The organism is Castellaniella sp. (genome assembly GCF_034675845.1).
Lineage (GTDB): Bacteria > Pseudomonadota > Gammaproteobacteria > Burkholderiales > Burkholderiaceae_B > Castellaniella.
This window is the reverse complement of the sequence record NZ_JAUCCU010000001.1, coordinates 391,796-404,271: the sequence shown is the minus strand read 5'-3', so window position 1 is coordinate 404,271 and position 12,476 is coordinate 391,796. Positions and strand designations below refer to the sequence as shown.

Annotated in this window: 11 protein-coding genes and 1 pseudogene; all 12 read left to right on the top strand. The window is 56.9% G+C overall.

The window, feature by feature from the left end; genetic code table 11:
* Positions 1-20 precede the first annotated feature (20 nt).
* A complete protein-coding gene (locus VDP81_RS01990; RefSeq protein WP_322995359.1) occupies positions 21-1,634 on the top strand; it encodes a glycerol-3-phosphate dehydrogenase/oxidase in 1,614 nt (537 codons plus the stop codon).
* A 314-nt stretch (positions 1,635-1,948) separates the two neighbouring features.
* Positions 1,949-2,266 (top strand): flagellar transcriptional regulator FlhD, encoded by a 318-nt coding sequence (gene flhD, locus VDP81_RS01985; RefSeq protein ID WP_322994666.1) that lies wholly within the window; start codon positions 1,949-1,951, stop codon positions 2,264-2,266.
* Positions 2,267-2,269: 3 nt separating this feature from the next.
* Positions 2,270-2,833: a flagellar transcriptional regulator FlhC gene (flhC, locus tag VDP81_RS01980; protein WP_323011390.1), complete on the top strand. Its 564-nt coding sequence runs from the start codon at positions 2,270-2,272 to the stop codon at positions 2,831-2,833.
* Between the two features lie 165 nt (positions 2,834-2,998).
* Positions 2,999-3,871, top strand: coding sequence for a flagellar motor stator protein MotA (gene motA / locus VDP81_RS01975; RefSeq protein ID WP_323011389.1), 873 nt, complete (start codon positions 2,999-3,001; stop codon positions 3,869-3,871).
* 15 nt (positions 3,872-3,886) lie between these two features.
* Positions 3,887-4,729: pseudogene (gene motB / locus VDP81_RS01970) on the top strand (flagellar motor protein MotB); the annotation flags it as partial.
* Positions 4,730-5,011: 282 nt separating this feature from the next.
* Positions 5,012-7,099: a chemotaxis protein CheA gene (gene cheA, locus VDP81_RS01965; protein ID WP_323011388.1), complete on the top strand. Its 2,088-nt coding sequence runs from the start codon at positions 5,012-5,014 to the stop codon at positions 7,097-7,099.
* A 25-nt stretch (positions 7,100-7,124) separates the two neighbouring features.
* Positions 7,125-7,622 (top strand): chemotaxis protein CheW, encoded by a 498-nt coding sequence (locus VDP81_RS01960; protein WP_322994669.1) that lies wholly within the window; start codon positions 7,125-7,127, stop codon positions 7,620-7,622.
* Positions 7,623-7,678: 56 nt separating this feature from the next.
* Complete coding sequence (locus tag VDP81_RS01955; protein ID WP_323011387.1) at positions 7,679-9,403, top strand: methyl-accepting chemotaxis protein; 1,725 nt, start codon at positions 7,679-7,681, stop codon at positions 9,401-9,403.
* 9 nt (positions 9,404-9,412) lie between these two features.
* A complete protein-coding gene (locus tag VDP81_RS01950) occupies positions 9,413-10,258 on the top strand; it encodes a CheR family methyltransferase (RefSeq protein WP_323011386.1) in 846 nt (281 codons plus the stop codon).
* Positions 10,259-10,275: 17 nt separating this feature from the next.
* Entirely contained in the window at positions 10,276-11,343 is a 1,068-nt protein-coding gene (locus VDP81_RS01945; protein WP_322994672.1) for a chemotaxis response regulator protein-glutamate methylesterase, read from the top strand.
* 55 nt (positions 11,344-11,398) lie between these two features.
* On the top strand, positions 11,399-11,782 hold the full coding sequence (cheY, locus tag VDP81_RS01940) for a chemotaxis response regulator CheY (RefSeq protein ID WP_322994673.1): 384 nt from the start codon (positions 11,399-11,401) through the stop codon (positions 11,780-11,782).
* Between the two features lie 10 nt (positions 11,783-11,792).
* Positions 11,793-12,440 carry a protein phosphatase CheZ gene (gene cheZ, locus VDP81_RS01935; RefSeq protein ID WP_323011385.1) on the top strand — a complete coding sequence of 216 codons (648 nt, stop codon included), beginning with the start codon at positions 11,793-11,795 and terminating at the stop codon, positions 12,438-12,440.
* Positions 12,441-12,476 lie beyond the last annotated feature (36 nt).

The following is a 12,476-nucleotide window of genomic DNA, read 5'->3' as shown; positions in this document are numbered from 1 at the left end:
GTTTGAATGGTGTCAATATGATGTCCCAAGCCACGAGCTATCTTCCAGTCCGCACAGATCGGACCCAGTTACTGCAATCGCTCGATGCTCTGCACGAGGTGGATCTGATTGTGATCGGTGGGGGGGCCAGTGGCTTGGGTGTTGCCCTGGATGCCCGGCTGCGGGGCCTCTCGGTCCTGCTGCTGGAATCCAACGACTTTGCAGGGGGCACCTCATCGCGTGCCACCAAACTTGTGCATGGCGGGGTTCGCTATTTGGCCCAGGGCAATATCAGCCTGGTGCGCGAGGCCCTGCACGAACGCCGTGCGCTGCTGAACAATGCGCCTCATTTGGCACAACCGCTGGCATTCATCATGCCGGCGTATCGGCCTTGGACGCTGCCTTTTTATGGCATGGGTCTGAAAATCTATGATGCCCTGGCGGGAGCCGCCAGCCTGGGCCGTACCGAGTGGCTGGGGCGCGCGGGGACAGCCCAGCAGCTGCCTGGGGTCAATACCACACATTTATATGGCGGGGTCAAATACTGGGATGGGCAATTTGATGATGCCCGGCTGGCGCTGACCCTGGCCAAAACGGCGGCTGCGCAAGGGGCATTGATGCTTAATTACTGCCCCGTCGTCGAGGTTCTTCATCAGGATGGCCGAGTCTGCGGGGTGCGCTGGCAAGACGCGCTGGCGCCTGCGGATGCGCCACGCACTGGACAGGTGCGGGCGCGATGCGTGGTCAATGCCACTGGGGTGTGGGTCGATGATGTGCGCCGCCTGGACGATGCTGCCCGAGGTCAGCAGGTCCAGCCCATGGTCGCCCCCAGTCAGGGGGTCCACCTGGTGGTGGATCGTCGCTTTCTGCCTTCAGACCACGCCTTGCTGGTGCCGCATACGCGCGATGGCCGGGTATTGTTTGCGGTGCCCTGGCTGGGGCACGTCATTCTGGGCACCACCGATACACCCCGCCAGCAGATAGACCGCGAACCGCATGCTTTGGCTGAAGAAGCCGCATTTATCCTCAATGAGTCTGCCCGCGTGCTGGCTCAGGCTCCCAAGGCCAGTGATGTGCTCAGCGTCTGGGTGGGCTTGCGGCCGCTGGTGCGGCCCGATGCGCAAGCCGATGGCGCAACCAAGACCATCAGTCGTGAACATACCGTGCGCATCAGCCCATCAGGTCTGGTCACCGTCACTGGTGGTAAGTGGACGACTTATCGGTCTATGGCTCAGGATGTGCTGCAGCATTGCATGCGGGCCGACCTGTTGGATGCGCTGCCCGCGTGCCGCACGGCGAACTTCCCCTTAATGGGGGCGCCAGGGGCTGGGGCGGTAGGCACGAGCCTGGCGGCAATGCCCGGTCTGCAGGCTTATGGCACTGAATCCCTTGCTGTCCAGGCTTTGCCGGGGGCGGAGATCGAGTTGGGCCTGGGGCTGACCGAGTCCATGGTGCGCTATGCGGTACGCCACGAATATGCCCGCTGTGTCGAAGATGTGTTGGCTAGACGCCACAGAATGCTGTTTTTGAATGCCGCCCAGGCGGCCCAGGCGGCGCCTGCCGTCTCTGCGATCCTGCAAGCCGAAATCGGCAGCGATGGCCAGCTGGAATCCTTTTTGGCATTGGCCCGACAGTATGGTCAGGTGCCTGTCTGAAGCCTTAGAACACGCAACAGCCAAGCCACGAAAGAGCGTTTTATTTTTCTTCCGGTTTGTTTGAAATTGTGTCCGGCTGAAAAATAAAAACAATCCTAAAGGTTTGAGTAGAGCCAAATGTAAGCTCAATTAAGGCTATACTATGCGTGAGCATGCTAATTTTGCATGCAATCGTGTTTTTAATGTCTTAATTTGATTCAATGCCAAAGCGTAGATGTCATCAAACATTACTCGCCTGACAAAACTTAATCGAACGGTCTTAATCCCTGGCGGTAACACGATACACCTGATCAACTAACTACCAGAGGGCTTCTATGTCCACGCCTGACGCAGCACTGCTCAATGATATACGCGAGGTCAACCTCTCTTATTTGATGCTGGCCCAGCGCCTGCTGCGTGAAAACCTCGCTGCTGGCATGTTTCGCTTGGGGTTTAGCGCCGATGTCGCCGATATCATGCTTAAACTGTCGCCTGCCCAGATCGTCAAACTCGCAGGCTCCAGTTCGGTCTTGTGTGCTTTTCGCCTGAATGACGCCCAGTTGCTTAATTCGTTGACCCATGAGGTCCTGGGCGGGGTATTGCAGCAGGCTCACTCCACAATTTTGCTCAGCAGCCAAGAAGTCACGGTTTAATCCATGGCCAGCAAAAGCGTCTCCCTAGAGGCCGAAGACATACTGCTGGCTTCCGACATGATTCGTCTGGGAGCCAGGCTTCAGGTGTTGCAGGCCGAGACTTCTCTTAGCTATGATCGCCTGGCGCGTTTATATCGCGAGATTCGTGGGGTGTCTCCACCAAAAGGCATGCTGCCTTTCTCGGTGGATTGGTATATGACTTGGCTGCCGAACATACACTCCAGTCTGTTCTACAATGTCTACCGCTATCTTGATGACCACACACCCGCCAAGAAATCCCTGGCCATGGTCGAGGCCTACCGCCTATACCTGGAACAGTCCTCTGTTGGTTTGCGTCCTGATGATGTCTCTGCCGAGCCCATCCTCAGCTTTACACGGGCTTGGATGCTGGTGCGGTTCTTCGATAGTGATTTAGTTCAGCTGTCTGCTTGTCATCAATGTGGCGGTCGATACATCGCGCATGCGCATGACCCAGCCACGGATTTTGTCTGTGCCATCTGCAAACCTCCTCCCAGGGCGGGCAAAACCCGGTCCCGCCGCAAGGCGGCCCCGGTAAAATCGGCCTGAGGCGGTGGTCTGTCTGGTTTAATGCTGGTAGGTGGATTTTCGGTTTTTTGGTATTTTTTTGATCAGCCTTTGGATTTGCGGACAAAAATCCCGGCTGAACCATGCTTTTAAATGCCTGAATTCAGGCGAACATTGACCCTATTCTGACTATCAAGGCGTGCGCACGTGTTTATCATCCTGGGTTATCTGATTGTCTCGGTGGGGGTGTTTGCCAGCTTTCTCGGGGTGGGCGGGCATTTGGGCGCACTCTACCAGCCGTTCGAGTTCCTGCTGATTGGTGGCTGCGCGTTCGGGGCCTATATCGGCGGCAGTAACGGTGCCTCGATCAAACTTCTGCTCGAGGCCATCCCCAAGGCCCTGAAGCGCAATCCCTACGGCAAATCGTTGTATATGGAATTGCTCGCCCTACTGTATACCCTGCTGAATAAATCCCGCCGCGATGGCCTGATGTCGATCGAATCCGATATCGAAGACCCCGCCGCCAGCCCCATTTTCACGCAGTTTCCGCAGGTCCAGAAAGACGCCAGGTTGATGGAATTCCTGACGGATTATCTGCGCATCATGATCAGCGGGAACATGAATCCCTTCGAAATTGAAACCCTGATGGACCAGGAAATCGAAGCCACGCACAGCGAACACAATACGCCTCTGAATGCAGTGCGGGCCGTGGCCGATGGCTTGCCCGCCTTCGGGATCGTGGCTGCCGTGCTCGGGGTGGTGCATGCGCTGGCGGCGGTAGACCAGCCCCCCGCGATCCTGGCCGATTTGATCGCCAAGGCCATGGTAGGCACGTTCCTGGGTATTTTGCTGTCTTATGGCTTTGTGTCGCCGTTTGCCTCTGCGGTAGAACGCCAGTCGATTGCTTCCATCAAAGTCCTGGAATGCATCAAGGTCACCTTGCTGGCCAGCATGAATGGCTATCCCCCCCCCCTGTCGGTCGAGTTCGGCCGTAAGGTTCTGTTCTCCACGGTGCGTCCTTCTTTCATCGAGCTTGAAGCCCACGTGAAGCAAGTCAAAAACCAGGGCGCTGGACGCTAGACGAGGGCATCAGGCATGGCCAAACAGGATACCGGTCGGGTCGTCGTGCGGCGCAAGCGCGCCTATGGCGAGGCCCATCACGGGGGTAGCTGGAAGATCGCCTACGCCGACTTCATGACGGCCATGATGGCATTTTTTCTGGTCATGTGGCTGTTGTCGTTGGTCCCAAAAAGCGAACTCCAGGGCATTGCTGAATACTTTCGCACGCCCTTGATCACTGCGGTGACCGGCGGGGAAAATCTCGATAACAGCAAATCGATCATTCCTGGGGGGCAGCCCAGCCCGATTCCCAATATCAGCCCGCCGCCGACACCCTCGTCTTCGCTGGATGTCGAGGACGTGCAGGATCAGACGAATCTCGAAAATCTCAAGGAACAACTGGAAAACCTGATCGAACATAACCCAGTGCTCAAGCAGTTCCGGCCCCAGCTGTTGCTGGACATGACGCCGGATGGTTTGCGCATCCAGATTCTGGATCAAAAAAACCGCCCCATGTTTGCCACGGGCAGCGCTCATGTGCAGCCCTATATGCGCGATATCCTGCGCGAACTCGCACCGCCGATTAACCAGCTTCCCAATGCCATCACCTTATCCGGGCACACGGATGCCATGCCGTATGCGTCGGGGGACCGCAGTTACAGCAACTGGGAACTTTCTGCTGACCGCGCCAATTCGGCGCGTCGCGAACTGGTGACAGGCGGCCTGGTTGAAAAAAAGGTCAAGCGCATCCTGGGCTTGGGCGATACCGTCAACCTGATTAAGGACGATCCTCTGGCCGAGGTAAATCGTCGTATCAGCATTCTGGTACTCAATCGTGCCGCTGAGCGCCGCATTGATCGGCAAAATGCAGCAGGGGCGCATGGGGCCCAGCTGCAAGAATTATTGGATGAAGCCAAGAAAAATCAGACTCCCCCAGGTGCTGCAACATCTGGTATAACGACTTCAGAAACCGGACAGTCTGCGGTGTCTGGCGCTGCACAGTCCCCAATCGACTCTATTCGCCCTGATGCGGAAGTCAATATGGGTGTTGTGCCGCCCCAGGCGGCTATTTCCGCCGGAGACCTTTCTCCGGACAATGATACTCAACCCCTTGGTGTGCCGATCCAAACGCCGGCGCCCCCCAACTAAAATGAGGCAATCATGAGTGCAGGTGTGGACCTCAGCGAGTTCTACGATACATTCTTTGACGAGGCAGACGAGCTGTTGGCCAATATGGAACAGCTGCTGTTGGGGCTGGATCTTGATCGTCCGGATACTGATGATCTCAACGGTATTTTTCGGGCGGCCCATTCCATCAAAGGTGGGGCAGGGACCTTTGGCTGCTTCGAAGAGCTCGCCAAAACTACCCATCTACTGGAAAATCTGCTGGATCTCATCCGCCATGGCGAACTTGCTTTACGCCAGGACATGATCGACCTTTTTCTGGAAACCAAGGACGTGCTGACCGAACAAGTCGCCGCGTATCGCGGCTCTGACAAACCCAATCAAAAAACCTACGAGCGTATCTGCGACCAGTTGCGCCAGTTGGCCCTGGAGCACCAGCAAGGCGCCGCTGCGCCTGCGGCCCCTGCAGCGGCAACGCCCGTCTCGCCTCCTGTCGCTCCCGCATCGCCAGCCGCTCCCGTGACAAGCTCAGCGGATTTGCCAGTGCATGTGCGCGTCAGCAATATCCAGTCCAAGGACGTCGAACCGCTGGTCAATGAAATGGCCCTCATGGGCGAAATTCTGCAACGCGACAACACGGATGGCAATTTGTCCCTGTGGCTCCAGACGACGACGCCGATTGGTGACCTCGAAGCGGTCTGCTGCTTTATTGTCAATCAGGACCAGGTGCAGATCGCCCGCGAGGCCCTACCGATGGCGGCTGCATCTGCCCAGCCTGCGCCGGTCCCGGCGGCACAGGCGCCGGCAGAACAGGCGGCTCCAGCCCCGATCCCCGAGGCGCCAGTGGCCGCCCCGGCAACTGCGGCCCAGCCGGATACGCCCGCTGATCATCCGGAATCCACGGATAAATCCGTTGATAAATCCACCCACAAGGCCAAAAAAGAAAGCGGCACGATTCGGGTAGGGGTGGAAAAGGTTGATCAGATCATCAATCTGGTGGGCGAACTTGTCATCACCCAGGCCATGTTGGTGCAAACTTCCCAGTATCTGGACCCAGTTCTGCATGATCGTCTGCTAAACGGCATCGAGCAGCTCGAACGCAATGCGCGCGACCTTCAAGAAGCTGTCATGTCCATCCGCATGATGCCCATGGATTATGTCTTCAGCCGCTTCCCGCGGGTAGTGCGTGAAAATGCCCAGAAGCTTGGCAAACAAATCAAGCTCATCACCAAGGGCCAGGCCACTGAACTCGACAAGAGCCTGATCGAGCGCATCATCGATCCCCTGACTCACCTGGTGCGCAACAGTCTGGATCATGGGCTGGAAGTCCCAGAGGCCCGGATTGCTCAGGGCAAAGAGCCCGAAGGCACGCTGATTCTGTCGGCCCAGCACAATGGCGGTCAGATTATTATTGACGTGATCGACGATGGGGCGGGCCTTAATCGCGACCGTATTCTTAAAAAAGCCATCGCTCAAGGCTTCCCTGTATCAGAATCCACGCCCGATGACGAACTCTGGCAGCTGATTTTCGCACCTGGGTTTTCCACCGCCGAAAAGGTCACGGATATTTCTGGCCGAGGTGTGGGCATGGATGTGGTGCGACGCAATATCCAAAGCATGGGCGGCCATGTGCAGTTGTCCTCACGCAAGGGCGTCGGCACGACCACCCGCATCGTATTGCCACTGACTTTGGCAATTCTGGACGGCATGTCGGTCAAGGTCGGCGAGGAAACCTTCATTCTGCCGCTGTCCCATGTGACCGAATCCATGCAGGCCAGCCCCGAGCAAATCCACAGTATTTCCGACACTGAACAAATGTTGCATGTGCGCGGCGAATACCTGCCTGTGGTACCGCTCCACGAGGTCTTTAATGTCGATGGTGCAGAGACCGACCTGACCAAGGCCATTGCCGTCATCCTGCAGGCAGAGGACCAGCGCTTTGCCTTGCTGGTGGATCACCTGATTGGTCAGCATCAAGTCGTGGTCAAAAACCTCGAAACCAACTACCGCAAGGTCCCGGGCATTTCCGCCGCCACCATTCTGGGTGATGGCAGCGTGGCCCTGATCGTCGATGTGTTTGCCCTGCGGCGCACAACGGCACAACGGCAGGTCACAGCCGCCTGAACTCATTCGTTTACTCGGAGCCACCATGAACTTAAGCGACGTCTCTGCAGGCCAGGCAGACACTCAGGGCCAGGAATTTCTGATTTTCACCTTGGCGAACCAGGAATACGGGATCGATATTCTCAAGGTCCAGGAAATTCGTGGCTACGATAGCCAGACTGTCACGCGCATAGCCAATGTTCCGTCTTTCATCAAAGGCGTGACCAATCTGCGCGGTGTGATTGTGCCTATCGTTGATTTGCGCATGAAATTCGCCATGGAAAACGTCGAATATACCGCCCAGACCGTCGTGGTCATCCTGACGGTCAATTCCCGGGTCGTCGGGGTGGTGGTGGATGGCGTGTCCGATGTATTGATACTCCAGCACGCCCAGATCAGTTCAGCGCCGCAATTTGGCTCGGCCTTCTCCACCGAACACCTGACGGGTATCGGTACGGTAGGCGAACGCATGTTGATTCTGGTTGATATCGAAAAGCTCATGACCAGTGATGAAATGGCGCTGGTCGAAAGCGCCGTGGCCTGATTCCACGGCTCACCGCTTCCGTCTATCGTCACCGCTATCCCTAGGATCTGGATTTCATGCAGGAAACTAAAAAAAGTTGGCTTGGCGCACTGAAGGTTCGCACCAGTTTGCTGCTGGTGCTGATCTTTTTCTTTGTCATGCTGGTTGCCGGGGCGTTGTTGGGGCTGGTGTCCCTGAAGATGAACAACGACGCCATGAAACACACCGCCAATGAACAAAGCGCCGTCTCTGTGCTGGATACTGCCGTGAACCAGTATCAGGATGTTCGAATCCTGATGGGGCGTGTTCTGGCCAGTATCGTGGTCAATAACGACTTGGCCAATAATGCCATCCTGTCCAACTGGAATGCCGAATCCGACAGCGATAGCACAGCTGTCCTTAGCGATGAATCCCAGGCACTGATTGCGCAGGCGGAGACCAGCCTCCAAAGGGCCCGCCAGAGCCTGGCACAGTTCAAAGAAGCTGCCGCCAGCCATCTGGATGGTGATAGCGGTGCCGACCAGACCCAGGCTTTGTATGCCCAACTGATCGACCAGGCAATACCCAGCGTCTTGGCTGCCTTGAAGTCCGGCAATATCGACGAATACCAGGCCTTGCAAAAATCACAGCTCGATCCGGCTGAAAAGCAATTTACCCAGGCCTACGAGGCACTGGACGTCAGCCAGCACCAGCGTGTCCAGCAGGCGATCCAGGCCGAGGACACCCATTTGTACTGGGTAACCATGATCGTCGTCACATCCATGGTGGTAGCCCTGCTGTTTGCCATTGCGGCGTATCTGTTTCTGCAGCGCGTGGTCTTACGCCCCTTGCGCCTGGCTGCCCAGCATTTCGATCGCATCGCTGCGGGGGATCTGACGGCTCATATCCAGGTGCCTTCGCGCAATGAAATTGGTGTGCTGTATTTGGCCATGCAGCGCATGCAGGACGGCCTGGTGCAAATGGTGGCTCAGGTGCGCAGCGGAATCAGCGAAATTCGCACAGGCTCCCACGAGATCTTTGCGGGCAATACCGACTTAAGCAGCCGCACTGAGCAGCAGGCCGCATCCCTGCAACAGACCGCTGCCAGCATGGAGCAACTCTCCAGCACGGTGCGCCAGAACTCCGATAACGCTGAACAAGCCGATAAGCTTGCCAAGACCGCCGCCGATGTGGCCCAGCGTGGCGGGACGGCGGTCAGCAGCGTGGCGGAAACCATGGCCGGCATTACCAGCAGTTCCAGCAAAATCGCCGAAATTGTTTCTGTCATCGACGGCATTGCCTTCCAGACCAATATCCTGGCGCTTAATGCCGCCGTCGAGGCAGCCCGCGCTGGCGAACAAGGCAAGGGTTTTGCCGTGGTGGCTGGCGAGGTTCGTTCGCTGGCGCAGCGCAGCGCCCAGGCAGCCAAGGAAATCAAAGTCCTGATCGATGATTCCGTCGTCCACATCCACGAGGGCTCGGAGCGTGTGCAGGATGCGGGACGTATCATGGAGGAAATCGTTCGCTCCGTGCAGGGGGTTACTGCCATCATGAACGAGATTTCTTCTGCGTCGCGTGAACAGGCTGATGGCATTGGTCAGATCAATGCTGCTGTTACCGACATGGATCAGGTCGTACAGCAAAACGCGGCACTGGTTCAGCAGGCCGCCAGTGCGGCGGGCTCCTTGCAGGATCAAGCCGAGCACCTCAGTGCCGCAGTTGCCGTGTTTCGTATCCAGGAGGGCGGTTCGGTCATTGATGCCTATGGTGGCCAGTTGGGGTATGCCCCGTCTGCTGCGTCGGCGCCTCTGGCTTTGCGGTAAGTCCACGACATGATTAATGATTCTGCATCCGTTTCGTATTTTACCCAGCAGGCCCTTCCCAAGGCCGATGCGGCGGATGTGGCGCGTGTGGTCGAGATTCTGCACCGACGTGCCGGGATTGTTTTGGGCGACCACAAAAAAGACATGGCGGCGCGCACCCTGGGGCTGCGCACGCAGCACTCGGGGCACCAGTCCGTGCGCGATTACCTCAGCTTCCTGGAGCAAAACCCTCAGGTCGAAGAATGGGATCGCTTCATTAGCGCCTTCACCATCAATCACACGGCATTTTTTCGTGAACAGCATCATTTTCAAATCCTGGCTGATTTTGTCCGTACCCGGCGCAAGCCCATTTCGGTCTGGTGCTGTGCCTCCTCATCCGGAGAAGAACCCTATACCATCGCCATGACGCTGCACGATGCCTGCGGGCAGTCGGATGTGGGTATTTCGGTGCTGGCCACGGATATTGATACCCAGGTACTGGTACAGGCCCGCAAGGCTGTCTATACGCTGGATCGCATCAAGCCCATCCCGCCAGAATTTTTGCGTCGCTATTTTTTGCGCGGCACGGGTCGCCAGTCTGGGATGGCTATGGTAAAACCCATGATCCGCAATCTGGTGACCTTCGAGGAATTGAACCTGGTGGCGCCCAGTTGGCCGATCAATCAAAAGTTCGATGCCATCTTCTGCCGCAACACCATGATTTATTTTGACAAGCCCACCCAGGCTAAAATTCTCGAGCGTTTTGCGCCGTTGCTCAAACCCGGCGGGCTAATGTTTGCCGGCCATTCCGAAAATTTCACTTACCTGACTAAATCCCTGCGGCTGCAGGGCCAGACGGTGTACACGCTGGCGTGACCACAGGGCTTGTTGATATGGCTGAAAGTAAAAAAATCACTGTTTTATGTGTGGATGACTCTGCATTGGTTCGCAGCTTAATGACTGAAATCATCAATGGGCAGCCCGATCTTCATGTGGTGGCCACGGCACCCGATCCGTTGATTGCCCGTGAACTCATCAAACAGCATAATCCCGATGTTTTGACGCTGGACGTCGAGATGCCACGCATGGATGGCCTGGATTTCCTCGAACGCCTGATGCGCCTGCGTCCCATGCCCGTGGTCATGGTTTCATCGCTGACTGAACGTAACTCCGAGGTCACCTTGCGGGCGCTTGAATTGGGCGCTGTTGATTTTGTCACCAAGCCGAAACTCGGTCTACGCGATGGCCTGCTGGAATACAGCGACATGATTGCCGACAAGATCCGTGCGGCTGCCCACGCGCGTTTGCGGCCTCGGTCTGCACATGCCGATGATGCGCCGGCGCGGCCGCGCCTGGCCGGTAATTTCTCCACCACCGAAAAACTCATCATGATCGGCTCCTCCACCGGAGGCACCGAGGCCATTCGTCATGTGCTGGAGCCCTTGCCCGCCAATAGTCCGGCCATCATGATTACCCAGCACATGCCGGCGGGTTTCACCAAATCCTTTGTTCAACGTCTTGATGGCCTGTGTGCTGTGCACGTGCACGAGGCCGAGGACGGCCAGCGGGTATTGCCTGGCCACGTTTATTTGGCACCCGGTGGGGTGGCTCACATGAAGCTTGCCCGTTCTGGGGCCAACTACGTGGTCAAGCTTGAATACTCGGACCCTGTCAACCGCCATCGTCCTTCGGTGGATGTCTTGTTTCAGTCGGCGGCTCAGGTGGCCGGCAAAAATGCCGTGGGGGTGATACTGACCGGCATGGGCAAAGACGGTGCGCAGGGCTTGTTGGCCATGCGTCAGGCAGGTGCGCGCACCTTTGCCCAGGACGAAGCCAGTTGTGTCGTCTTTGGCATGCCGCGTGAGGCTTTGCTGATCGGTGCTGCCGAAGAAGCGGTGCCTCTGGACGAAATCAGTGAACGTATTTTAAAAAGTGCCGGTGCTTACGGGCATCGTGTCTGAACCTTTGCGGGGGCGTGTAGCAATCCCGCCCGATTTATAGACTGGAGAGTAATCCGTGGTTCAAAAAACCTTGAAAATCTTGGTTGTCGACGACTTTCCGACCATGCGTCGGATCATCAAGAACCTGCTCAAGGACCTGGGGTATGAAAATGTCGACGAAGCCGAAGACGGAGCCCAGGGCCTGGAAAAACTGCGCAATGGGGGCTTTGAGTTTGTCGTGTCTGACTGGAATATGCCCAACATGGATGGTCTGACCATGCTGCAGAATATTCGCGCCGACCCTAGCCTGTCCAATTTGCCGGTGCTGATGGTCACCGCCGAGGCCAAAAAAGAAAACATCATCGCAGCGGCTCAGGCCGGGGCCAGCGGTTATGTGGTGAAGCCCTTTACTGCAGCTACCCTCGAAGAAAAGCTGAATAAGATCTTCGAAAAACTCTAAGAGGCGAACCATGGCGGAAGAACAATCTTCGATCAATAATCCCGACCTTCAGACGGCGCCGATGGATCTCATCCATCGCATCGCCCAACTGACGCGATCCCTGCGCGAAAACATGCGCGAATTGGGGCTGGATCAGGCTATCAAGGATGCTGCCCATGCCATTCCCGACGCCCGTGATCGACTGCATTATGTCGCCAAGATGACTGAACAGGCCGCCAATCGCGTCCTGAATGCAGCCGAAGAAGTCCAGCCCTGGCAAGAGTCCATGGAAAAAGATGCCAAGGCACTGGATGCCCGCTGGCAGGATTGGTTCGAGCACCCCGTCGAGCTTGATCATGCGCGCGCCTTGGTGGACGATACCCGGGCCTTTATCAAAAGCGTCCCCGAAAAGACCCAGGCCTCGCAAAACAACCTGATGGATATCATCATGGCCCAGGACTTCCAGGATCTGACTGGTCAGGTCATTATGCGGATGCTGGGGGTCATTGGCGCCATCGAATCCGAACTGGTCCAGGTTCTGATCGATAGCGTTCCGGCCGAAAAGCGCGAGGAAACCAAGACTCTGCTCAATGGTCCGGTGGTCAATGCAGAGGGCAAGAACGATGTGGTCGCCAATCAGGATCAGGTCGACGATCTGCTGTCCAGCCTTGGGTTTTGATGGCGGAGGTCGGGGCTTTCCCCATGATGACAAAAT

Excerpts from the sequence above, each read along its gene's own strand:
- VDP81_RS01990 (WP_322995359.1), top strand. The coding sequence starts at position 21 with ATGTCCCAAGCCACGAGCTATCTTCCAGTCCGCACAGATCGGACCCAG.
- flhD (WP_322994666.1), top strand. The coding sequence starts at position 1,949 with ATGTCCACGCCTGACGCAGCACTGCTCAATGATATACGCGAGGTCAAC.
- flhC (WP_323011390.1), top strand. The coding sequence starts at position 2,270 with ATGGCCAGCAAAAGCGTCTCCCTAGAGGCCGAAGACATACTGCTGGCT.
- cheA (WP_323011388.1), top strand. The coding sequence starts at position 5,012 with ATGAGTGCAGGTGTGGACCTCAGCGAGTTCTACGATACATTCTTTGAC.
- VDP81_RS01960 (WP_322994669.1), top strand. The coding sequence starts at position 7,125 with ATGAACTTAAGCGACGTCTCTGCAGGCCAGGCAGACACTCAGGGCCAG.
- VDP81_RS01955 (WP_323011387.1), top strand. The coding sequence starts at position 7,679 with ATGCAGGAAACTAAAAAAAGTTGGCTTGGCGCACTGAAGGTTCGCACC.
- VDP81_RS01950 (WP_323011386.1), top strand. The coding sequence starts at position 9,413 with ATGATTAATGATTCTGCATCCGTTTCGTATTTTACCCAGCAGGCCCTT.
- VDP81_RS01945 (WP_322994672.1), top strand. The coding sequence starts at position 10,276 with ATGGCTGAAAGTAAAAAAATCACTGTTTTATGTGTGGATGACTCTGCA.
- cheZ (WP_323011385.1), top strand. The coding sequence starts at position 11,793 with ATGGCGGAAGAACAATCTTCGATCAATAATCCCGACCTTCAGACGGCG.